This window comes from Burkholderia sp. Ac-20344 (assembly GCF_017104975.1).
Classification (GTDB): domain Bacteria; phylum Pseudomonadota; class Gammaproteobacteria; order Burkholderiales; family Burkholderiaceae; genus Burkholderia.
On the sequence record NZ_JAAGPP010000025.1, the window covers coordinates 50,821 to 71,922 of the forward strand.

Below are 21,102 nucleotides of genomic sequence, written 5' to 3' on the forward strand. Positions count from 1 at the left end.
CGCCTGAAATAAGCGGTTATTTTCGTGTTCTTGAAACACGGAGCAGGGTGATGTGCGTTGCCCGCCTGCCATTGTCTACCGGGGTCGTTGGCTTCGATTGTCCACTTTGGAGAGACAGCGAATCATATTTAGACGGATTGATGATTCGCTGGGAGACAGTAGACTGCACCCGTGCTTCGCCAGAACCGATCCGGAGCGCACCAGGAACGGTGCGACCAGACGGATTCTTCGGCGGCGGGCCAGCCGGCTTGCTGTCCGATCGTGCGAGGAGTGGTTCGTTGCCGACCTGGCGCGCCGATCCGGCGCATTTCGGCACCGGACGCATCAAACCGTCAATTCAAGGGTGATTGCTATGCGTTACGTTTCGCTGGAGTCGAAGAAGGACGAGCTGCTGCTGGCGGCTCGCGTACTGTTGATGATCCTGTTCGTGCTGTTCGGCTGGCAGAAGCTGAGCGGCTTTTCGGGCACGGTCGCGTACATGGCGTCGACGGGGAACCCGGCGCCCGAGCTGGCAGCCGCAATCGCGGTGGCGGTCGAGCTGGCCGGCGGCCTGCTGATCGCGGTCGGCTTCTATACGCGTCCGCTCGCACTGGTGTTCGCCGCCTATACGCTCGCGACCGCGCTGATCGGCCATCGCTACTGGGCGCTGCAGGGGATGGAGCAATACATGGCGATGATCAACTTCTACAAGAACGTGAGCATCATCGGCGGGCTGCTGTTGCTCGCACTGACCGGGCCGGGGCGGTATTCGCTCGACCGGAAGTAAGGCAGCACGAAGTTTCCTGCAGGTGTGACGGCCCGGTGCGCGGAAGCGCACCGGGTTTTGCTTTGTGGCGATGATCGCGGCGTGGCGGCTTCGCAGATCGCCAGCGCGCAGGGGCGCCCACGCGGTGCGTCGACGTCGTCCGCAGAACCGGCGTTGTCCCGGCGGACGGTGCGCCGTGTCGGGCGCCGTCTGTCGGCGCGCTGCGCACATGACGCACGTCCGTCACGGGGTCTCCGATCTGCCACGACGATGTACCGGCTGTCATACTCGGCTATCCTCCGCACGACCATGGCTCGAACGTCGAACGCGACTTCGCGCGCCCCCAAGTCACCTGGATTGCCACCCATGCCAAACCCGACCTCGTCGACCGACCTCCCGACCGTCCTCCTCATCGGCGCCGCCGGCCTTCTCGGCCGCGCGGTTGCCGCGTCCCTGGCCCGCGAATCGTCGTTGAACCTCGTCGCGACCATCCGGAACCCGCAAGGCGCAGGCGCAAAACGCTTGGCGCTGCCCGCGGAAAACCTCGCCGAACTCGACGTCCTCGACGAGCCGGCCCTCGAACACCTCTTCGCCACCCGCCAACCGGCCGCCGTGATCATCTGTGCGGCCGAGCGTCGCCCGGACGTCTGCGAACGCGACCCGGCCGCTGCCCGCGCGATCAACGTCACCGCGCCGGCCCGCATCGGTGCACTCGCCGCGCGTCACGGCGCATGGACGCTCGGCCTCTCCACCGACTACGTCTTCGACGGCAAGGCGGCCCCGTACCGTGAGGACGCCGCGCCGAATCCGCTGAACATCTACGGCCGCACGAAGCTGGAAGGCGAGGCGGCACTCCTCGCCGCGTCGCCGCTGTCGTGCGTGCTGCGCCTGCCGCTGCTCTACGGCCCGATCGTCGACTGGAGCGAATCGGCCGTCACGAGCCTCGTGCCGGCGATCGCCGCGTCCGCGCGGCCGGGTGCCGACGCGGTCGGCATGGACGCATGGGCGATCCGTTACCCGACGTATACGCCGGACGTTGCGGACGTGATCCGCGACCTGACGCTGCGCCATCTGGCGGGGGCGTCGATCACGGGCATCCGTCACTGGTCGGGCGAGGAGCCGATGACGAAGTACGACATCGCGCAGCGGATCGCGGCCGCGCTCGGCATCGAAGCCGCGCTCAAGCGGATCGACCAGCCGACCGACGCGACGCCGCGCCCGTACGATTGCCATCTGGACGCATCGCGCGTGCGCGCCGCCGGGATCGATCACGCGACGCCTTTCGATACCGCGCTGCGCGCCGTGCTGCGCGATGCGCCGCAGGTGCCGTAGGATCGGGCGCCGCTCGCCGCTCGCCGCTCGCCGCTCGCGCCGTATGAGCGGCCACCGTCCACGGTGGCCGCTGCGCGGCGAATGCGGTTCGCGAGTACCGATCATCGGTGGCGTACATCCCGCTGCCGTTCTGATGCCGGTCAGCCCTCGGCAGGTGCAAGACGTCGAGTGCCTCCCTCGAAAACCAACTGAATGCGTGCGCTTCCGACGTACGGCGGCGCGATGCCGACCACCGGAGAGGTGGCCGAGAACCTTCACATCATTGCCGAAGCCGTGCGCCCGCATGACGCCATGGTTACCTCTTGTCTCGTGAATCCGCTTGCGTGCGACGAAACCGCGACCCCGAGCAACCCGCAGCCCCCACCTTCCTGTCGTCATTGAAAATCATTCAATGGCGAAGCCAATTATCAAGATCGACCGACGTGCGACAGAATGCGTACAGGATTTTCTCGCATGGACACGAAGCATGCATTTCGACCACGCCACCATCGTGACCGATGACATTGACGGTACACGCCGCTTTTTTGATGAGGTTGTCGGTCTTGATAGCGGGCCTCGACCGCCGTTCAGGGTGGATGGCTATTGGCTGTACCTCGATAGCCGCCCGATGATTCATGTCACGCGCGCCACGCTTCCCGCGAACGAAGGCCGTAGCGCGCCGCGCATCGATCACATTGCGCTTCGCGTCGACACACGCCGCGAATGGGCGACGTTGATCGATCGACTGACCAGCAGGCGGATCGACTACTCGTTGAGTGAAGTACCGTTGTCCAATGAGCTTCAGTTGTTCGTGTCCATTGCGCCGGGTGTTTCCGTCGAATTCGTGACGACACTTGCTGCCGATGAGCAGATCGGGATTCCGAATCGATGACCCGATCAGTCGCGTCGTCTTTCGGAGAAATGGTGCTTGCCGACTTCGCCGGCGACACGTTGTTCGGCGGTGACATGCACGGCGACAGCGCCGATTCGGCGCGGGTGGCTGACAACCTTTTGCCGCAAAGCGGCATTCAGAACATTTGATGCGTGCGACGGGCACTGCTTCGCGCTCGGGAACACGCTTTTGATCGGAGGAAGCAAACGATGAAACTCGATGGACAAAACGTGCTGGTGGTCGGCGGAAGCTCCGGGATCGGCGAAGCGACCGCGCGGGCCTTTGCGGAGCACGGGGCAAGCGTGACGATCGCGTCGCGCGACGCGGCCAAGCTGGCGGAGAGCGCAGCGAGGATAGGTCACGGCGTGCGAACCGGTGTCATGGACACGACCGACGTCGCGAGCGTACGTGCGTTTTTCGATTCGGCGGGCGAATTCGACCACGTTGTCGTGTCGGCCGCGCAGACCCCCACGGGGCCGGTGCGTGGTCTCGAACTCGCCGATGCCTACGCGGCGATGGACAGCAAGTTCTGGGGCGCCTATCGCGTCGCGCGGGCCGTACGCATTCGGCAGGGCGGGTCGCTGACGTTCGTGTCGGGCTTCCTGAGCGTGCGGCCGAGCAAGACCTCGGTCCTGCAAGGCGCGATCAACGCGGCGCTTGAATCGCTGGCGCGGGGGCTTGCGCTCGAGCTGTCGCCCGTGCGGGTGAATACGGTATCCCCGGGCCTGATCGCGACGCCGCTCTGGTCGAAGCTCGATGCGGAGGCGCGCGACAGGATGTACGAAGGCGCTGCGGCGCGACTGCCGGCCGGCCGTGTCGGTCAACCGGAGGACGTTGCAAACGCCGTGCTCTACCTCGCGTCGACCCCGTACGCGACCGGTTCGACGGTGCTGGTCGACGGCGGCGGCGCGATCGCGTAGCGGCCCGGGCGGTTGAGGTGCGATCCCCGATTCGTCGCAGGTTGTCCGAACGCTCGCGCCCGAATTCCATGTGCCATGTGCGTCGTCGGTTGATCTCGAGCGCGCGGGCGAGCGTTTGCGTCTGCGCCGCCCGCGTTTTGGGGCGCACGCGTGTTCAGGAAGCCGCTAGCGCTTTCTGGTGCCCGGAGGCAGGGATGGCGCCGATGCGCGTGCCGAATCGTTGCCCGGCATGTCGAGGCCGGACGAGCGGATCGTCCGCGACAACGCTTCTTCAAAACGTTCCATGGCAGGCGTGAAGGTCTTGCCGCGACGCCAGCGCAACGCGGCGATGCGCGACAGGCCATCGTCCACGATCGTCGCCGTCACGATCCTCGAGCGGTGCGGAATCGCCAGTGGACTCGCGATTGTCGCGTAATCGGCGCTCTCGACGAGCCGTATCAGCGAGTCGACATTGGCCGCCTCGACCCGAACGTCCAGCGCAATGTTTGCGCCAGCACATGCGGCGTCGATCTGCCCGCGCATCGCGAACGTCCGATTCAGCAGCGCGAGCGGATGAGTCGCCACTTCCCGCAGGCTGACGGTATTCCGGACCTTGCGTTGGGTGGATCGACGCACCAGCGCCAGCCGTTCGGTGAACAACGTTCTCTGCTCGACGTCCGCATTCGACAGGTGGGAGAACGACACGCCGATGTCCAGTTCATTCTCCACCAGCCCCTGGTCGATCGCCGCAGCCGGAAGTTCGTGAACGGACACGTACAACTGCGGGTGTCGTGCGAGCAGGGCCGAAATCGTCGGCATGACGAGCGATCGCGCGTAGGTGTCGATCGCACCGATGCGCAACGCGCCGTGAACTTCGCGCGAGCGGTTTCGGACATTGGCCAGCGTCACGTCGAGTTTCGACAGGATGGGCTCGACTTCCGCGAACAGATCCGCGCCGGCCTGCGTCAGCAGGATGCCGCGGCCCACCCGATCGAACAACGTCACGTCGAGCAGGTCCGCCAGCTCGCGCAGGTGCTGGGACAGTGCGGGTTGAGTGAGGTGCAGCCGAGCGGCGGCTCGCGTCACGCTGCCGGTGCGTGCGACTGCAATGAAGCTGCGCAGCAGGCGAAGATCGATTGCTGAATGCATAACAAATCCTGATGAATCGATACGCAAAACATTAATTTACATCAGGCGCACCGAATCCTAACCTCCCGTCGATGCATTCTTTCAACGGAGGTGAAGAGATGCCGCATCTGATCATCGAATCCACGCCCCACATTGCGCGCCGGGTCGATTTCCGGTCGCTGATGGGGTCGTTGCACGAACGGCTCGCCGCGCAAGGGCACGCGTTGCTCGCTGAACTGAAGAGTCGTGTTTATACGGCCGATCAGTTCCTGTCCGGCGATGACCCGACGCACGAATTCATCGTCATCAGGCTCTTGCTGACGAAGCCCAGGAGCGAGCCGGTACTGCACGACATGGGGAGATTGATTCACGACGTCGTGCGAGATGCCGTCGAGCGTATCGAACCGGCGTTCGGCTGGCAGTGCTGCGTACTCGTCTGCGATTTCAGCGGTGCGCCTTACATCAAGACGGTTCGTGACGGCACCCGCTCCGAGACCGGCGCGTCGGCATGACGCGGCCCGCGTCGACAAGAATTCATGGAGACAGAAATGGACATCACGCGCAGCACCGGGTGCGATACACCCGACGAACGAAAGGCAATGTCGGCAGACAGGTCGCCTGAGGATCTCGACGCACTTTATCGGCGCATCGGCTGGAAGCTGATGCCGTTGCTTCTGGTTGCACAGGTTCTTGCGTATCTCGACCGGGTCAACGTCGGGGCCGCGAAACTGCAGATGGCGGGCGAGCTGGGATTGAGCGACACCGTCTACGGTCTCGGCGCCGGCATATTCTTCGTCGGCTACTTTCTGTTCGAAGTGCCGAGCAACCTGCTGCTGCATCGGGTGGGCGCGCGCTTGTGGATCGCCCGCATCATGGTGACCTGGGGCATCGTCTCGGCGGCTGCGGCGTGGGTGCATTCTCCCGCCACGTTCTATTTGCAGCGGTTTCTGCTCGGCGTCGCGGAGGCCGGATTTTTCCCCGGCATCGTGCTGTACCTGACCTACTGGTTTCCTGCTCACCGGCGCGGCCGGATGACGACGTTGTTCATGAGCGCGACGGCGGTCGCAGGCATTGTCGGCAACACGTTGTCGGGCTGGATCATGACGCATCTCGACGGCATCGGGGCGCTGTCCGGATGGCAATGGACGTTCGTGATCGAAGGCCTGCCGACGGTCGGCGTGGGGCTCGCCGTGCATTATCTGTTGCCGAGCCGTCCGGCGGATGCGCGCTGGCTGTCGCCGGAAGAGGCGGATGCGGTATCGCGAGGCCTCGATGTCGACGCAGGTCATGCCGCGGATGCGCGGCATTCACACCGGTTGTCGGCATCGGAGATGGCGTTGCTGACGACGATCTATTTCCTGCTTCTCGTCGGTCTGTACGGGATCGGCTTCTGGCTCCCGACGCTTGTCAAGGACACGGGGCTGACGAATCTGTCGTGGATCGGCCTTTGCAGTGCGATTCCCTACCTGATTGCGGTGCTGGCGATGAATATCGGCGCCCGTCGCGCGGACCGTGGCGGCAACTGGGCGGCCTATGTTGCAGGAGGCGCGTGTGTGGCGTCGGCCGGTTTCGTCGTGAGCGCATTGTTCAGTGGCGTTCTGCCTGCCGTGATCGCGGGGCTCTCGCTGGCCGCTGCGGGCACGCTGACCGCGTTGCCGCTGTTCTGGCACCTGCCGACCATGCGCTTGACCGGCGCGGCCGCGGCGGCAGGGATCGCGACGATCAATTGTTTCGGAAACCTGGCGGGTTTTGCGGGGCCGATCGTGTTCGGATGGTTGAAGGATCGCCATCACGATGCGATGGCGCCGACCCTGCTGCTGGCGCTGAGCGCTTCGGCGGCGATGGCGCTCACCGTCATTTACCGAAGGGTATCGATGCGTTGAAGAGCGATAGACCGAGATGGCTCGTCGTATCTCGACGGAACACCGATTTTTTGGTCCGGATTGAAAGTCTATTCATTTCAGGGCCCATTTTCAGAATGGGACTGATTGCCGAAAATTCGTTGTACGCGCACCAGTCTGCGTGACATTCAACACCCGTTCATTCGTCATCATGCATCGCGTTGCGATGCGACAGACGCGCTTGCGCGTCATGAGGAGATTGTCCATGGCAATTCAAGTCGATCAAGCGGATCGTGATCCGGTCGAGCAGACGCCCGATCAGCCGACGCGCCGTTCCTTCCTGACCAAGGCCGGCATCGGCGCAGGCGCGTTCGCCGTCGGTGCGATGCTTCAATCCGCGCCGGCCGATGCGCAAACGGGCGGCCCCCGATCGAACCCGGTAGCCGCGCCCAGGCAGGGTGAATTCTGGCCGAACGGCGCGCGGCTGGTCATTTCGATCTCGATGCAGTTCGAGGCGGGCGGACAGCCGCCGAAGGGCGCCGACAATCCGTTCCCGAAAGTCGATTTTCCGGCGAGCGTGCCCGCCGATCTTGCCGCGGAAGCATGGTTTGCGTATGGGTATCGCGAGGGGATTCCCCGGATGCTGGATCTGTGGGATCGGCATGACGTGAAGGTGACGACACACATGATCGGCGAGGCGGCGAAGCGGCATCCGCAGGTTGCGCGCGAAATCGTGGCGCGCGGCCACGAAGCGTCGGGCCACGGGCCGACGTGGAACGCGCAGTATGCGATGTCGCGACCGCAGGAACGCGAATTCCTGATCCAGGCGCGATCGATGGTCGAGGCGGTGACGGGCCAACGCCCGATCGGCTACAACGCGAACTGGCTGCGACGCGGGCCGAACACGCTGTCGCTGCTGCAGGAACTCGGCTACGTGTATCACATCGACGATACGAGCCGCGACGAGCCGTTCATCGAACAGGTCAACGGCAAGGATTTCGTCGTCGTTCCGTACACGCTGCGCAATAACGACATCCTGCTGGTGGAGGGCCGGAATTACTCGCCGGACAAATTCCTCGAACAGATCAAGTTCGACTTCGATCAGCTGTACGAGGAAGCGGGAACGCGTCGACGCATGATGTCGATCAGCGCGCATGATCGTATCAGCGGAACGCCGCAGATGACGCGTGCATGGGATGCGTTCCTGCGTTATGCGAAGAGCCATCCCGGCGTTGCGTTCATGCGCAAGGACGACATTGCGCGGTTCGTACTGCAAAGCCCGATTACGGTACGCGAAAGCGAGACGATCTAGCGGGCTGCCCGAGCGGCTCCGCACCGGTTCGATCGTGCGAAGCCGCTCGAATTGCCGGACCGGCAGCGCATGAACCCTGGCTCCGCGCGGCCGTCGTGCGATGTGTCAGTGCTGCGCGGGAGGGGGGACGAGGACGATGCCGAACCGGCCTGCCGCGTCGCGCATGCGAGTCTTCGCCGCGTCGCTGGGCGGTGCAGGCACCGCAGCGCCGTCGTACGTATCGGAACAGGTCGGACGAAGCGATCGAAGCCCGCCGGCGAGCACACGAGCAGATAGTGCGCAGTCGTGGCGCCGGGATTGACGCAGCAGTACGTTTCGGTACGCTGAACGACGCTTCGCTGGCCGCCCGTCGCATCGGCGAAGAGGCGCTGATCCTGTGCGCGCATCCGGATTACCTGGCGGCCAACCCGACGATTCGTGCGGTTGACGATTTGCGGAAACATCGCCTCATTGCGTTTCGCATGCCGACCACGGGCCGCGACCGGCCGCTCGAGTTCGTCGAACACGGGCGAACGGTCGCGCTGACCATCGAATCCCGCTTCTGCATCAACCACGGTGAAGCGCTCGCCGAAGCTGCCGCGCTTGGTGCGGGCCTCGCACAGTTCCCCGAGTTTCTCGCCAAAGCCCACCTGCGCAGCGGCGCGCTCGTGGAAGTGTTGCCGACCTGTCGTCCCGCGCCGCTGCCCGTCAATCTCGTGATGCCCGGCGCGCGTACGAGGCCCGCTCGCGTGCGTGCGCTGATTGACGCGTTGACCGGCGAAGAAGGATCGGGGAACTGATCAGAGCGTGCCGTCATGCCGCCGACTTTCTTGTCTGGATTGAAAATAATTCAAGACGGAGGCCAATTATCAATCGGCACGGTGGCAAGCAGAATGGCTGCGCATCCACTGCGGTTTCGCCGCCTTCCCGGAGACAGCCATGCCACTTCCCATTCTCGCGCTGGCCCTGAGCGCCTTCGCCATCGGCACCACGGAATTCGTCATCATGGGCATCCTGCCCGATGTCGCGCAGTCGCTTTCGGTTTCCATCCCGTCGGCCGGGCTGCTCGTGAGCGGCTATGCGCTGGGTGTCGCCGTCGGTGCACCTTTGCTCGCCGTGCTCACGAGCCGTATGCCGCGCAAGTGGGCGCTGCTGCAGCTGATGGGGATCTTCATCGTCGGCAATATTCTGTGCGCGGTCGCGCCGGGTTACACGAGCCTCATGATCGCCCGCGTCGTCACTTCGTTCGCGCATGGTTCGTTCTTCGGCATCGGGTCGGTCGTTGCCGCGTCGCTCGTGCCGCAGGACAAGCGTGCGAGCGCCGTCGCACTGATGTTTACCGGTCTTGCGCTCGCCAACGTGCTTGGCGTGCCGCTCGGCACCTTCATCGGCCAAATGCTCGGCTGGCGTGCTGCGTTCTGGGCCGTCGCCGGCGCAGGCGTGCTCGCTGCACTGGCTCTGGTGATGCTTGTGCCGAGAACGCATGAAGCAGAGTCCGCGAGCCTTGCGCACGAAGTCGGCGTGCTGAAGAACCCGCAGGTATGGCTCGCCCTGCTGATGACCGTGCTCGGCTTCGGCGGCATGTTCGTGGTGTTCACCTATATCACGCCGGTGCTCGAGCAGATGAGCGGATTCGCGCCGAGCGGCGTGACGAAGATTCTCGTGTTGTTCGGCATCGGCCTGGCCATCGGCAATGCGCTCGGCGGCAAGCTTGCGGATCGCGGCGTGATGCGGGCGTTGATGGGCGTGTTCGTGTTGCTGGTCGCGATCATGGTGATGTTCAGTCGCACCATGCATCACCCCGTGGCATCGGTCGTGACGATCTTCGTCTGGGGCATTGCCGCATTCGCGACGGTGCCGGGCCTGCAGATGCGCGTGCTGAGCAAGGCCGCGAGCGCACCGAACCTCGCGTCGACGCTCAACATCGGCGCGTTCAACGTGGGGAATGCGATGGGTGCGTGGCTCGGCGGCCTGGCACTTTCGCACGGGCAGCCTCTCGACACGCTGCCGCTCGTGGCCGCCGCCGTGACGTTGCTGGCCATTGCGGTGACCGCGTTCGCGTCCCGGCTCGATCGACGCGAGACTGCACAAGCGAATCGCACCGCCCGTTCCCCAGCCTGAATCACCCAAGTCGCACCCCTGCCGGATTCAATCCGTTCATCGAGCATCGAGCATCGAGCATCGAGCATCGAGCTCACACTCAAGGAGCCTGTCATGAAAACCCGCACCGTCCTTTCCGCCGTTTCCCGCATCGCGCTGGCCGCCGCCACTGCCGCTGCCGCATTGCCTGCTGTCGCTGCGACCGGCGACGATCTCGTGCAGCCGAAAACGCTGATCGTCGACAAGAGCCTCTCGAAGCAGCAGGCCGAGCAACAGATCCGCGCGGCACGCCTTTACGATACCTTCTGGAGCACGGGCGACGAGGCTCAGGCCCGCGAGGCGCTGGCGGCCGATTTCACGGACCGCACGTTGCCCGCCGGCCGGCCGCAGGGCATCGCCGGGCCGCTGGCGGCATCGAAGGGCTTCCATCGTGCCGTGCCGGACGTCCACGCCGAGGTCGAACAGATGATCGTCGCCGGCGACCGCGTCGTCACCCATCTGCACTTCACCGGTCACTTCACCGGCACCTTCAACGGCGTGCAGGGGAAGGGGCAGGTGGTCGACTTCATCGCCACGGACATTTATCGCATTCGCGACGGCAAGATCACCGACAACTGGCATCTCGAAGACAACCTGACGTTCCTGCAACAGCTCGGCGTGGTCGCCAAGTAAGCGGGCCGGGGGCCGATCCTGCCGGTCGGCCTTTCCTTCGTCGGTCCGCATCGCGTTACCATGCCCGGGCCCACGCGGGGCATCGCGCGGCTCAACCCAACATTCTTTTCGCGTGACGCGATCATGGACAATCTCGGTGACATTCGCCTTTTCGTTGAAGCAGCAAGCCAAGGCAGCCTTTCGGCGGCCGGCAGAAAGCTCGGACTGTCCCCCGCCGCGGCGAGCGCCCGGCTCGTGAAGCTCGAGGGAGAACTCCATACTCAGCTGTTCGAGCGTTCGACCCGCAAGCTGCGCCTCACGGATGAAGGCCGTATGTATCTCGTACACTGCCAGCACGCGCTGCAAACGCTGGAAGATGCGCGCGCGGCGTTGCAGGCCGGACGGGCATCGGTGAGCGGCGCGTTGCGCGTATCGGCCACCTCCGATTTCGGGCGCACCGTGCTGCGTCGATGGCTCGACGCATTCAACGAACGCCATCCGAACGTCACACTGACGCTCGTGCTCTCGGATTCGCTGTCGCACTTGCTGCAGGACGATATCGATCTCGCGATCCGGTTCGGCGTGCCGGCGGACAGCTCGATGGTCGCCAAGCGCATGGCCGACAATCGCCGCGCGCTATGCGCGTCGCCCGACTACATCGCCGAGCACGGCATGCCGAACCATCCCGACGATTTGCGCGAGCATCGATTCATCGTGCTTTCTTCGGCGGCCGGCGCGGCGAACAACTGGCGTTTCGCGCGCGACGGGGAGACCGCGTTGTTCACCGCGCCGCTCGACAGTTCACGTCAGACCAATGATGGTTCGCTTGCCCGCGAATGGGCGATGGAGGGTCGCGGGGTGGCAATGAAGTCGATCTGGGACATCGGCGCCGATCTTCAGGCCGGGCGGCTCAAGCTGCTCCTGCCGGAGTGGCGCTGCCCGGACGTGCCCGTGAACGCGCTCTTTCAACGAACGCTTTACATGGCGCCGCGCGTGCGCACCTTGCTCGACTTCCTCGAGCAGCGGTTCTCCGAAGCTTCCGAAGCATTGGCGCCGTTTCTGCGATAGTTTCCCGCGATCGCAGGCTGTCGGATCGGCCCGTCATGTTCGCGCACGGGATGCGCGGCCGCTGCGCGGCGCGGATCGCGCAACCCGAGCGCCGGAGTCGATCGGATCGTCGAGGTGACGTGCTTGTGCAAGCAGCGGTGCAAACGACGTGTCTTGCACCGGCGCGCGGGTCGACAAGCAGCATGTTCAGGGAAGCAGGATTGATCCGAGCTGTACGACGCCCGGATATCGCTTCACGTTGGCATGTATTGCAACACCAGGACAGACAGCCACCGCCTGTTTGCGATCCTCATGAATCGGCGGTAGACGCGACCAGCATGTCGATCAGCGTACGCGAGGCGGCGGACAAACGGCGATGCGGCGCATAGATCACCGAAAACGGCCGTGAGCGACCGCGAAGGTGGGGCAGCAGTTCGACGAGATGCCCGGCCCGGACCCGATCCCGAACAATGAAGTCATAGGTCTGGCAGATGCCGGCGCCGCTCTGCGCCATCGAAACGACACCCAGCACGTCGTCCGAGATTGCGACGTTCGAAGGCGGTAGCCAGTCGATCTCCTGGCCGCCGTCCAGGAACACCCAGGGTGCGATACGGCCGCTGCTGGGCAGCATGAACGGCAAGCACAGGTGGCGCGCCAGATCCGCCACGTTGTCCGGCATGCCTGCATGGGCGACGTAATCGGGCGACGCGACCAGGCACAGCGCCGCATCCTCGAGCTTGCGCGCGACCAGGCCACTGTCGGGCAATTCACCGAGCCGGATCGCCAGGTCGAAACCTTCGGCCACGAGATCCACGTTTCGGTTGGCGATGTTCAGCTCCACGCGAACTTGCGGGTGTTGCTGCGTGAAGCGCCGAAGGAGGGGCGGCAGACGATAGTGTCCGTACGTCGTCGGTACGCTGAGCCGGACATGACCGGTCAGCGCGCCGTCTTGCCCCTGAATGGCCCGCTCGGCGTCGTCGATCAGCAAGAACGCCGCGCGCGATTGTTCCAGATAGAGCCTGCCTTGCTCCGTCAGGCTCAACCGTCGCGTCGAACGACGCAGCAACTGCGCGCCCAGCCGCGTCTCCAGGCGCGTAATGGCGCGGCTCAGAACCGACGGCGTGCTGCCCAGGGCCACCGCGCCCGCGGTCATCGAACCTTTTTCGATCACGGTGACGAACGCTTCCACATCACCGAGATGGTCGAATCTTCGCCCCATCTTGTCCTCCAGAGAACAGAAGATTTACTTTTGACCGAGTTTATCTCCTCAATTGAGCTAAATAAAGTGGGCGCGTTGTGACTCGTCATCGGGTCACCCACTGAAATCGAGGAGCGAACCATGAATAGTGAACATCGCGACCGGCAGGACTTGTCCGTGCTGTTCGTACTCACGAGCCACGCGACGAAAGGCGCGACCGGCGAGCCGACCGGCTTTTATCTCGGCGAAGTGACGCATCCGCTGGCCGAACTCGACGCGGCGGGTATTCCGGTCGAATTCGCGTCGATTCAGGGCGGTGAGCCGCCCGTCGATGGTCTTGATCTGACGGATGAAGTCAACGCGCGCTATTGGAACGACAGCGCTTTTCGCGACGCGCTGCGCCACACGCAGCGACTGGGCGATGTCGACGCGTCGAAATATGCCGCGGTCTTCTTTGCCGGCGGCCACGGCGCGATGTGGGATTTTCCCGGCAACGCGGACGTGCAAAAGGTTACGCGCGCGGTGTACGAGGCGGGTGGCGTGGTCGGCGCGGTATGTCATGGTCCGGCGGCGCTGGTCGATGTGACGCTCGGCGACGGGACTTACCTGGTCGCCGGCAAGAATCTCAGCGCGTTCACGGATGAAGAGGAACGCGCGGTCCAACTCGATCGCGTCGTGCCGTTCCTGCTCGCGAGCACGTTGACGCAGCGCGGCGCGCTTCACCATCCCGTACCGAACTGGACGGCGAAGGTCGTCGTCGACGGACGTCTCGTGACCGGCCAGAACCCGCAGTCGGCTTCCGGTGTCGGCGCGGCGATCCGCTACCTGTTGCTGAACCGTTCAGGACAGGCCTGAAATTCCCCCATGGAGAAAGCCATGCATTCGATGCGCAAGCTCGCCGTTGTCGCCCTGCTCGGCATGGCAGCGTACGGCGCTCACGCTGCCAACGTGCTCGTGGTGTTGTCGGATTCCGATCACCTCGACCTGAAGGACGGCAAGGTCTTCGCGACGGGTTTCTACCTGAACGAACTGATGCAGCCGGTGAAGGCCCTGCTGGATGCTGGCCATCAGCTGACCTTCGCGACGCCCGAGGGCAAGGCGCCCACGATGGATGCCACGTCTGCCGACAAGATGTACTTCAACGGCGACGAAAAGGCGATGCGCGACCACCGGGCGTTGCTCGACAAGCTGCAAATCACGTCGCGCACGCATTCTCCCGTGATCAGCCTGTCGCGGGTGGAGCAGATCGGTTACGGGCACTTCGATGCCGTCTATGTGCCCGGCGGCCACGCGCCGATGCAGGATCTGTCGACTAGCCCCGCAGTGGGCAGACTGCTGGCCGATTTTCACGCGCGCGGCAAGACCACGGCGCTCGTCTGCCACGGTCCGATTGCGCTGCTGTCGACCCTGCCGGACGCGCCGGGCTTTACGCGAAGGCTCGCCGCCGGGAACGCAGCCGACGGCCCCCCGAAGTGGATCTATGCCGGTTACCGCATGACGGTGATCAGCAACGCGGAAGAGGAGCAGGCCAAAGGGCTGCTCGGCGGCGGAGCGATGAAGTTCTATCCGCAGACCGCGCTGCAACAGGCCGGCGGAATCTATAGCAGCAACGAGGTGCCGTTTACCGCGCACATGGTGACCGATCGGGAATTGATCACCGGCCAGAATCCAGCCTCCGCACTCGACGTCGCGGGCGCGATGCTGAAGCGGCTGAAGTGACGCCACGCAATGGATCGGCGTCGCCGGTTCTTCAACGATGTAAAGGAGCAACACGACATGGATCTGCAACTTGAAGGCAAAACCGCCATCGTCACGGGCGCCACTGCCGGCATTGGCATGGCTATCGCGCGAACGTTGGCCGGCGAGGGTGTGTCGGTCACGATCACGGGGCGTCATCGTGACAAGCTCGACGCGGCCGTCGCCGAGCTCTCCGCTGCTGCGCAGCGCGGCAGCGTACGCGGAATCGTCGCGGATGTGAGCGGCGAGCGAGGTGTTGCGGAACTGATCGAGGGTCAGCCGGAGACGGATATTCTCGTGAACAATCTCGGCTACTACGAAGCCAAGCCGTTCGCCGAGATCACCGATGACGATTGGCTGCGCATGATCGACGTCAACGTCATGTCGGGCGTACGGCTGTCACGTCATTACTTTCCGCGCATGCTGGCGAAGAACTGGGGGCGTGTCATCTTCATGTCCAGCGAAGTCGGGGCGTTCACGCCGCCGGACATGGTGCACTACGGTGTCAGCAAGTCGGCTCAGCTCGCCGTCTCGCGCGGCATGGCCGAACTGACGAAGGGGACGGGCGTGACCGTCAACAGCGTCCTGCCGTCCGCCACGCGCTCCGAAGGCATCGTCGCGTATTTGCGGCAGACCGCGCCGCGACCCGACATGACCGATGCGGAAATCGAGTCCCACTTCTTCGACACGTATCGTCCGAGTTCCCTGATCGCCCGCATGATCGAGGCCGACGAGATTGCCGCGATGGTGGCGTTGCTGGCCAGTCCTTTGGGCGCGGCGTCCAACGGCGCGGCGGTGCGCGTCGAAGGCGGCACCTTCCGGTCGATTCTCTGAACAGGTGCTTCGACACCCCTCATCATGGTCAAGCACTCGAGACGAGTTACGGCATTTGCCTTCGCAATTGCCATTATCAGTAGCGCGATTGCCGCGACTGCGGCGGCCGATACCCGGCTCGAGCGCTGGCGAAGCTATGCGGGCGTCAGTTGGGAGACCCCGGGAGACGGTGCGGATCCCGCGCCGTTTGCCGGTTCGGCCGATGCGCCGATCGCCGGGCTTCATTTCGACGCACGCGGTGCCGCCTATGTGAGTACGCCGCGCTTCGTCGCCGCGTCGGCGCCGGCGACGCTCAGCAGGCTGGATACGCGAGCGACGACCGGCCCGGCGCGACTGACGCCATTTCCGTCGATGGACGGCAACGCCATCTCGACCGCACCGGGCGAGCATCTGCGTAACGTGCTGGGTTTTTACGTCGACCGGACCCATGATTGGCTATGGGCGCTCGACATGGGATTTGTTGCCGGCGAATCCGAAGCGCCTGCAGGCGCCCAGAAAATCGTGGTGTTCGATCTGAAGTCGGGACGAATCGTGAAACGCATCGGCCTCGACGGCGTGGCCGATCGCGCCGGCAGTTTCCTCAACGACATCGTGGTCGACGAACGGCGGCGCATTGCGTACGTTTCGGACAGTGGCTCGCGCAGTGCGCCCCACAACAGGGTGGGCCTGATCGTCGTCGACTTTGCTTCAGGTACCGCACGGCGTGTGCTGGACAGGCATCCGAGTTTGCAGGTCGAAGCGGGCGTGAAGGTCGTTGCCCATGGCGTTGAAGTATGGCCGGGCAAGCCGCTGCTGATCGGCGTCAACGGTATTGCACTGTCGCCGGACGGCGGGACGTTGTACTGGACGGTGACGACGGGCACGCACGCCTATTCCGCTCCGACGGCCATCCTGCGCCGCGCCGATGTAACCGACGAGCAGATCGCAATGGAGATTCGCGATCTCGGCCGGGTCGGCGGCAACACGGACGGAATCGTGACGGACCCGCAGGGCGCGCTCTACATCACCGATGTGACGCGCAACGGTATCGTGAAGTACGATCCGCATACCCGATCGATGTCGTTGATCGCGTCCGACGACGGTGTGCACTGGCCCGATACGCCCGCCATTCATCCGAACGGCGATCTGGTCTTCACATCCAGCGCGCTGAGCGATCATGTTGCCGGCATGGTCGCGCGCGGCAGCGAGCGCTACGAGTTGTGGCGGATGTCACTCGGCGACAAGTAATGCGGGACCGGGTCGGCATCTGCATCGGACAGGGCGGCGCGTGCCCGGTATGCTGAAGCGCATGTATCTGGACTCCGACACATTCGATGCGCAGCCGGCCACCGGCGTGTGGCAAACAGCTTTTGTCTTCGCGTTTGGCAGGGGACCCCGCGCGTACACGTGCGATTGGTCCCCTGCCAACGCAAACACGCGCCATGTGTGCGTCGAGACCGTCGTACTCGTTGTCGGCGGGCAGCCGGTCGTTCAGAGGCGGTACCCGCCACTCGCATCGATGACCTGGCCAGTTGTCCATTGCGATGCCGGGCTGACCAGGAAACCGATGACGCCTGCAATATCCTCGGGTTTGCCGACTCTGCCGAGCGGACTGGCGCCGATCATCGTCGAACGCCCGTCGTCCGTTCGCAACCATGCTGCATTCATGTCGGTATCCACCGGCCCTGGCGCGACGGCATTGACGAGGATCCCGCGCGGTCCGAGTTCCACGGCCCAGTGACGCGTCAATGTATCGACGGCCGCCTTCGACGCGGCATAGGCGGAAATCGCGCTGAAGTTGCCGCCCGCTTCGAACACGCGGCTCGACAGCACACTCGACAGGTTGACGATCCGGCCGCCGCGCGGCATGCGCTTCACGGCCTGCTGCGTCGTGAAGAACACCGCTTTCACGTTCAGCGTGAATTGGCGGTCGAACAGCTCGATCGACGTGTCGTCCAGCGTGCCGCCGTCGGCAACGCCGGCATTGTTGACGAGGACGTCGAGCGTCGCCGGCAGGTCCTGTTCCGCGACGGCGCGGTCGAGCGCGTCGAACAGCGTGGTGACGCCGTCCGGATCGTCGAGATCGGCCTGAATCGCCAGGCCGCGGCCGCCGAGTTCGAGGATGCCGGCGAGCGTCTGTTCAGCCGCCGCGCGGTCGGCGCGATAGTGAACCGCGACGATGTAACCCTGTCGCGCCAGTTCGTACGACGTTGCACGGCCAATGCCGCGCGAGCCGCCGGTGACGAGGGCGAGTTTCGATGCTTGCGTGCTCATGTTCATTTCCTTGAAAAAAGGCGGCGCCACCGATCGTGGCCAGTGCTGCTTCGTGCGCGATGTCCCGATACATGTTGCCCGGCGGCGCAGTGCCAAAACCCGGGCGGGAGAGGAGCGTGATGCTCATGTGCGCTCTCCGGCAACCGGTTGGCGCGTGGCTCGCCGGATCAGCGGATCGCGACCGGGTTGATGTTGACCTGCGTGGAGCCGACGTACAGCGGCTGGCCGAGCACGAACAGGAATTCCCACGCCTTGTCGCGCACCAGCGCGCGGCTGTCGATCAGTTCCAGGTTGTAGATGCCGCGCTTCGCGAGCATGTACTGGTTGATCGGGAATTCGTCCCGCGTGTGCGGATTCGGATAGACCTCCGACGCCCACGTGTCGCCGCCGAACGCGACGATCCCCTGGTCGGCGAGCCATTTCGCGGCGTCCATGCCGATGCCGGGCTCGACGTCGAGGAACTGTTTGTTATCCTTGCCGATCAGCTCCAGCCAGCCGGTGTTGAACAGCACGACGTCGCCCTTGCGCAGCGTCAGTCCTTGCTTCTTCAGCACGGCCTGGATGTCGGCGACCGTGAATTCGGTGCCGCCAGGCACGATCGGCTTACCGTAGTAAGCGGTCATGTCGAGCACGACGCCGCGCGTGACGATCGGCGGCACCTTCTCGACGCCGAGCTTCTTCACGCCGTCGACGGTCACGAAATCGGCCGCCTTGTTGCCGTTGTAGTACGCGTTGTCGATACCGATGTGGCCGATGCCGTTCAACTGCGTGCCGACGCCGGTCCACGCATTCACGAGTTCGTCGTTGAACGTGAACTTGTTCGGGCCGAGGCTCTTGCCGGCCTGCTGGCCGACCTGCACGTTGTACAGCCGGAAGCTGCGGTGGCGGAACGCCGGCAGGTTCTTGTCCACCGGCACGGCCAGCGGATAGGTCTTGCCGGCCTTGACGAGGCCGACGGCCTGCTTGACGACGTCGGGCGTCAGCAGGTTGGCCGCGCCGATTTCGTCGTCCGCGCCATAGACGGATGGATACCAGTCGGCCGCCGGTGCGGACGGTGCGGCGTGGGCCGCTTGCGCGGCGGCGAACGGCAGGATCGCGGCGAGCGCGAGCCGGGTGAAGGTTGCTTTCATGTTGGACTCCAAAGAATCGTTCAGGCCGCGGCTTGCGCGAGCGTCGGGCCGGCCAGGGTTCGCGACGAACGGGCGGCCGAACGCGACGAGGCCGGCCCAGCCGGCGGCGATCGCGTCGCGGGCACGCTCGGCGGTGTACGCGCCGGCACGGATCAGCACGCCCGGAAACGCGGCGCGCAGTGGCTGCTTGAACTCGAATTCGGTGGTGCCGAGGGCAAATGCGCTGATCGTCAGCGCAAGCAGGGCGAGTGGCATGGTGCGTTCCCGGTTGCAGTAGGGATGGATCGCAGTGTGCCGACTTTACTTTTGCGGAAAAATGCGTCTGTAAACCAAATTGTTTTGATTTGGAATCAACAATGAAGATCGCGCTCGACGGCCTCCATGCCTTTGCCGTCGCGGCCGATTTCCGCGTTTCAGTTTGTTGACTGGAAATCAAATATGATTCGCTCCGACTTATGGTTATCAGCGGAACGAAGCCACACTATCGTAGCGGCTTACGATAGGCGTTCGACGCTCTTCCCATGAAGACCACACTAGACGAAATGCTCGCGTTCGTGACGATTGCGGACATCGGTTCGCTGACAGGTGCAGCGGACCGGCTGCATCAGCCGACTTCCGTGATGAGCCGCATCCTGCGGCGTCTGGAAGACAAACTCGATACGACGCTGATCAGACGCACGACGCGCCGGCTGGAATTGACGGAGGAGGGCAACGTCTTCCTCGACTACGCTCGAGACATCATTGCGTCGGTCGAGTTTGCCGAAGACCAGATCGCGCGGCAGCGCGAAGCGCCGGCGGGCCGTCTGCGGATCAATGCTGCGATGCCATTCATGCAGCACGTGATCGCGCCGATGATGCCGGGATTTCGCGAAGCGTATCCGGCGATCGAGGTTGAACTTCATACGAGCGACGAGATCATCGACCTGCTCGAACAGCGCACCGACGTCGCGATCCGGATCGGCGAATTGCGCGATTCGACGCTGCATGCGCGCAGGCTCGGCGGCAGCCGGTTACGCATTCTCGCAAGCCCGGGCTATCTGGAGAAGGCGGGTGTGCCGGCGAGCGTGGCCGATCTCGCGAACCATGCGGCGCTCGGTTTCGTGCAGCCGGAGACGCTGAACCACTGGCCGTTGCGCACCGCGGACGGTGATATGTATCGGGTCCATCCGGCGTTGCAGGCATCGAGCGGCGAGACGCTGTTGACGCTCGCGCTCAATGGCGCCGGTATCGTGTGTCTCGCGGACTACATGACCGGCACCCATCGCCGCGACGGCAGCCTCGTCGAATTGCTCGCCGACGACACCACCGAATTCCGCCAGCCGATCCATGCAGTCTTCTATCGCAATGCGACGCTGTCGTCACGCATCGTCAGCTTTCTCGACTATGTCAGCGCGCAGTTGAAGGACGTTGGCGACATCGACTAGGCGTGGTCCACGCGCGATCGGTCACGCAGCAAACAAAGGGCGACGGGTTCGATCGGTATCGAACCCGTCGCCCTTTGCGCATGTCGATCGATGCGCGGCATCGATCGAACCTGCAGCACGCACTTATTGTCCCAGCGCACTCATCAGCCTGACCTGGCTGAGCACTTCGTCGGTCCGTGCCTGCGCGAGCGCATCCTCGGCCGCGAGCAGCGAGCGCTGCACTTCCAGCGTATCGATGAACGCTGATTCGCCACTGCGCCACGACCGGTTGATCTGCGTATAGGCGCCGCGCGCATTCGTCACCGCGCGCTCGAGGCGTTCCGTCCGTCCGTGGTTGCGGGCGGTGGCCGCGACCGACGTCTCGACGTCGCTGACCGCCGTGAGCACCGTCGTGCGATAGGCGGCCACCGCCTGATCGGCCTGCGCACGGCGTAACGCGACGACGCTGCGCCGCCGCCCGCCGTCGAACAGCGGCGCGCTCGCACCGGCGCCAGCCATCCAGGCGAGCGAACGCGCGAGTGTTGCGCCCGAGAAGCCGTCGATCGCCGCACCGATCACGCCGATCAGTTGCAGGTGCGGCTTCAGGTCGGCCTCGGCCACGCCGATCCGCGCGTAGGCCGC

22 protein-coding genes and 1 pseudogene are annotated in these 21,102 nt (G+C 64.4%); 17 read left to right on the forward strand and 6 right to left on the reverse strand.

The window, feature by feature from the left end; all coding sequences use genetic code 11:
- The first annotated feature begins 352 nt into the window (after positions 1-352).
- The 5 genes from G3N64_RS11320 (at position 353) to G3N64_RS11340 (ending at position 3,868) form a co-directional block, all read left to right on the forward strand.
- The gene (locus G3N64_RS11320; protein WP_089444519.1) at positions 353-766 is read left to right on the forward strand and encodes a DoxX family protein; all 414 of its coding nucleotides are present in this window, start codon (positions 353-355) and stop codon (positions 764-766) included.
- Between the two features lie 345 nt (positions 767-1,111).
- The gene (locus G3N64_RS11325; RefSeq protein WP_205784035.1) at positions 1,112-2,077 is read left to right on the forward strand and encodes an SDR family oxidoreductase; all 966 of its coding nucleotides are present in this window, start codon (positions 1,112-1,114) and stop codon (positions 2,075-2,077) included.
- Between the two features lie 466 nt (positions 2,078-2,543).
- The gene (locus tag G3N64_RS11330; protein ID WP_205784036.1) at positions 2,544-2,948 is read left to right on the forward strand and encodes an extradiol dioxygenase; all 405 of its coding nucleotides are present in this window, start codon (positions 2,544-2,546) and stop codon (positions 2,946-2,948) included.
- Positions 2,945-3,097, forward strand: a complete 153-nt coding sequence (locus G3N64_RS11335; protein ID WP_205784037.1) for a hypothetical protein — start codon at positions 2,945-2,947, stop codon at positions 3,095-3,097. Before G3N64_RS11330 ends, G3N64_RS11335 begins: the two co-directional genes overlap by 4 nt.
- 60 nt (positions 3,098-3,157) lie before the next feature.
- Positions 3,158-3,868: an SDR family oxidoreductase gene (locus tag G3N64_RS11340; RefSeq protein ID WP_205784038.1), complete on the forward strand. Its 711-nt coding sequence runs from the start codon at positions 3,158-3,160 to the stop codon at positions 3,866-3,868.
- A gap of 165 nt (positions 3,869-4,033) precedes the next feature.
- On the opposite strand, the gene G3N64_RS11345 is transcribed toward G3N64_RS11340, so the two are convergent.
- Complete coding sequence (locus tag G3N64_RS11345; protein ID WP_205784039.1) at positions 4,034-5,023, reverse strand: LysR substrate-binding domain-containing protein; 990 nt, start codon at positions 5,021-5,023, stop codon at positions 4,034-4,036.
- 71 nt (positions 5,024-5,094) lie between these two features.
- On the opposite strand from G3N64_RS11345, the gene G3N64_RS11350 reads away from it, so the two are divergent.
- From G3N64_RS11350 to G3N64_RS11380, 7 genes are all read left to right on the forward strand, one after another.
- On the forward strand, positions 5,095-5,487 hold the full coding sequence (locus G3N64_RS11350) for a hypothetical protein (protein WP_205784040.1): 393 nt from the start codon (positions 5,095-5,097) through the stop codon (positions 5,485-5,487).
- Positions 5,488-5,523: 36 nt separating this feature from the next.
- Entirely contained in the window at positions 5,524-6,858 is a 1,335-nt protein-coding gene (locus G3N64_RS11355) for an MFS transporter (RefSeq protein WP_241020896.1), read from the forward strand.
- Positions 6,859-7,081: 223 nt separating this feature from the next.
- Complete coding sequence (locus tag G3N64_RS11360) at positions 7,082-8,128, forward strand: polysaccharide deacetylase family protein (protein WP_205784041.1); 1,047 nt, start codon at positions 7,082-7,084, stop codon at positions 8,126-8,128.
- Positions 8,129-8,319: 191 nt separating this feature from the next.
- A complete protein-coding gene (locus G3N64_RS11365) occupies positions 8,320-8,907 on the forward strand; it encodes a substrate binding domain-containing protein (protein WP_205784042.1) in 588 nt (195 codons plus the stop codon).
- Between the two features lie 139 nt (positions 8,908-9,046).
- Positions 9,047-10,228, forward strand: coding sequence for an MFS transporter (locus tag G3N64_RS11370; RefSeq protein WP_205784043.1), 1,182 nt, complete (start codon positions 9,047-9,049; stop codon positions 10,226-10,228).
- Between the two features lie 93 nt (positions 10,229-10,321).
- Positions 10,322-10,879, forward strand: a complete 558-nt coding sequence (locus tag G3N64_RS11375; protein ID WP_205784044.1) for an ester cyclase — start codon at positions 10,322-10,324, stop codon at positions 10,877-10,879.
- Between the two features lie 123 nt (positions 10,880-11,002).
- Positions 11,003-11,926 (forward strand): LysR family transcriptional regulator, encoded by a 924-nt coding sequence (locus tag G3N64_RS11380; RefSeq protein WP_205784045.1) that lies wholly within the window; start codon positions 11,003-11,005, stop codon positions 11,924-11,926.
- Positions 11,927-12,215: 289 nt separating this feature from the next.
- On the opposite strand, the gene G3N64_RS11385 is transcribed toward G3N64_RS11380, so the two are convergent.
- Positions 12,216-13,124: a LysR family transcriptional regulator gene (locus G3N64_RS11385; RefSeq protein WP_205784046.1), complete on the reverse strand. Its 909-nt coding sequence runs from the start codon at positions 13,122-13,124 to the stop codon at positions 12,216-12,218.
- Between the two features lie 120 nt (positions 13,125-13,244).
- Between G3N64_RS11385 and G3N64_RS11390 the strand changes: the two genes are divergently transcribed.
- Genes G3N64_RS11390 through G3N64_RS11405 form a run of 4 tightly spaced genes read left to right on the forward strand, consistent with a single transcriptional unit; the run spans position 13,245 to position 16,901 of the window.
- Complete coding sequence (locus tag G3N64_RS11390; protein WP_205784047.1) at positions 13,245-13,958, forward strand: type 1 glutamine amidotransferase domain-containing protein; 714 nt, start codon at positions 13,245-13,247, stop codon at positions 13,956-13,958.
- Between the two features lie 9 nt (positions 13,959-13,967).
- Complete coding sequence (locus tag G3N64_RS11395; RefSeq protein WP_241020898.1) at positions 13,968-14,822, forward strand: type 1 glutamine amidotransferase domain-containing protein; 855 nt, start codon at positions 13,968-13,970, stop codon at positions 14,820-14,822.
- Positions 14,823-14,879: 57 nt separating this feature from the next.
- Positions 14,880-15,674, forward strand: a complete 795-nt coding sequence (locus G3N64_RS11400; RefSeq protein WP_205784048.1) for an SDR family oxidoreductase — start codon at positions 14,880-14,882, stop codon at positions 15,672-15,674.
- A gap of 24 nt (positions 15,675-15,698) precedes the next feature.
- On the forward strand, positions 15,699-16,901 hold the full coding sequence (locus G3N64_RS11405) for an L-dopachrome tautomerase-related protein (protein ID WP_205784049.1): 1,203 nt from the start codon (positions 15,699-15,701) through the stop codon (positions 16,899-16,901).
- Positions 16,902-17,144: 243 nt separating this feature from the next.
- Here the strand turns inward: G3N64_RS11405 and G3N64_RS11410 are convergent, their stop codons facing one another.
- The 3 genes and pseudogenes from G3N64_RS11410 to G3N64_RS11420 form a co-directional block, all read right to left on the reverse strand.
- Entirely contained in the window at positions 17,145-17,927 is a 783-nt protein-coding gene (locus G3N64_RS11410) for an SDR family oxidoreductase (RefSeq protein ID WP_205784050.1), read from the reverse strand.
- 167 nt (positions 17,928-18,094) lie between these two features.
- Positions 18,095-19,057, reverse strand: coding sequence for a cyclase family protein (locus tag G3N64_RS11415; RefSeq protein ID WP_205784057.1), 963 nt, complete (start codon positions 19,055-19,057; stop codon positions 18,095-18,097).
- Between the two features lie 42 nt (positions 19,058-19,099).
- Positions 19,100-19,249 (reverse strand): annotated as a pseudogene (locus G3N64_RS11420) (alkene reductase); the annotation flags it as partial.
- Between the two features lie 329 nt (positions 19,250-19,578).
- Between G3N64_RS11420 and G3N64_RS11425 the strand changes: the two are divergent.
- Positions 19,579-20,481, forward strand: coding sequence for a LysR substrate-binding domain-containing protein (locus G3N64_RS11425; RefSeq protein WP_205784051.1), 903 nt, complete (start codon positions 19,579-19,581; stop codon positions 20,479-20,481).
- Positions 20,482-20,604: 123 nt separating this feature from the next.
- On the opposite strand, the gene G3N64_RS11430 is transcribed toward G3N64_RS11425, so the two are convergent.
- The coding region (locus G3N64_RS11430) for a TolC family protein (RefSeq protein ID WP_205784052.1) at positions 20,605-21,102 on the reverse strand (498 nt) is incomplete at its 5' end.

What these genes read in the sequence shown, in the direction of transcription:
- G3N64_RS11375 (WP_205784044.1), top strand. Translation starts at nt 10,322, where the DNA reads ATGAAAACCCGCACCGTCCTTTCCGCCGTTTCCCGCATCGCGCTGGCC.
- G3N64_RS11395 (WP_241020898.1), top strand. Translation starts at nt 13,968, where the DNA reads ATGGAGAAAGCCATGCATTCGATGCGCAAGCTCGCCGTTGTCGCCCTG.
- G3N64_RS11350 (WP_205784040.1), top strand. Translation starts at nt 5,095, where the DNA reads ATGCCGCATCTGATCATCGAATCCACGCCCCACATTGCGCGCCGGGTC.
- G3N64_RS11330 (WP_205784036.1), top strand. Translation starts at nt 2,544, where the DNA reads ATGCATTTCGACCACGCCACCATCGTGACCGATGACATTGACGGTACA.
- G3N64_RS11360 (WP_205784041.1), top strand. Translation starts at nt 7,082, where the DNA reads ATGGCAATTCAAGTCGATCAAGCGGATCGTGATCCGGTCGAGCAGACG.
- G3N64_RS11370 (WP_205784043.1), top strand. Translation starts at nt 9,047, where the DNA reads ATGCCACTTCCCATTCTCGCGCTGGCCCTGAGCGCCTTCGCCATCGGC.
- G3N64_RS11385 (WP_205784046.1), bottom strand. Translation starts at nt 13,124, where the DNA reads ATGGGGCGAAGATTCGACCATCTCGGTGATGTGGAAGCGTTCGTCACC.
- G3N64_RS11320 (WP_089444519.1), top strand. Translation starts at nt 353, where the DNA reads ATGCGTTACGTTTCGCTGGAGTCGAAGAAGGACGAGCTGCTGCTGGCG.
- G3N64_RS11400 (WP_205784048.1), top strand. Translation starts at nt 14,880, where the DNA reads ATGGATCTGCAACTTGAAGGCAAAACCGCCATCGTCACGGGCGCCACT.
- G3N64_RS11405 (WP_205784049.1), top strand. Translation starts at nt 15,699, where the DNA reads ATGGTCAAGCACTCGAGACGAGTTACGGCATTTGCCTTCGCAATTGCC.
- G3N64_RS11415 (WP_205784057.1), bottom strand. Translation starts at nt 19,057, where the DNA reads ATGAAAGCAACCTTCACCCGGCTCGCGCTCGCCGCGATCCTGCCGTTC.
- G3N64_RS11380 (WP_205784045.1), top strand. Translation starts at nt 11,003, where the DNA reads ATGGACAATCTCGGTGACATTCGCCTTTTCGTTGAAGCAGCAAGCCAA.
- G3N64_RS11335 (WP_205784037.1), top strand. Translation starts at nt 2,945, where the DNA reads ATGACCCGATCAGTCGCGTCGTCTTTCGGAGAAATGGTGCTTGCCGAC.
- G3N64_RS11325 (WP_205784035.1), top strand. Translation starts at nt 1,112, where the DNA reads ATGCCAAACCCGACCTCGTCGACCGACCTCCCGACCGTCCTCCTCATC.
- G3N64_RS11355 (WP_241020896.1), top strand. Translation starts at nt 5,524, where the DNA reads ATGGACATCACGCGCAGCACCGGGTGCGATACACCCGACGAACGAAAG.
- G3N64_RS11410 (WP_205784050.1), bottom strand. Translation starts at nt 17,927, where the DNA reads ATGAGCACGCAAGCATCGAAACTCGCCCTCGTCACCGGCGGCTCGCGC.
- G3N64_RS11340 (WP_205784038.1), top strand. Translation starts at nt 3,158, where the DNA reads ATGAAACTCGATGGACAAAACGTGCTGGTGGTCGGCGGAAGCTCCGGG.
- G3N64_RS11390 (WP_205784047.1), top strand. Translation starts at nt 13,245, where the DNA reads ATGAATAGTGAACATCGCGACCGGCAGGACTTGTCCGTGCTGTTCGTA.
- G3N64_RS11425 (WP_205784051.1), top strand. Translation starts at nt 19,579, where the DNA reads ATGAAGACCACACTAGACGAAATGCTCGCGTTCGTGACGATTGCGGAC.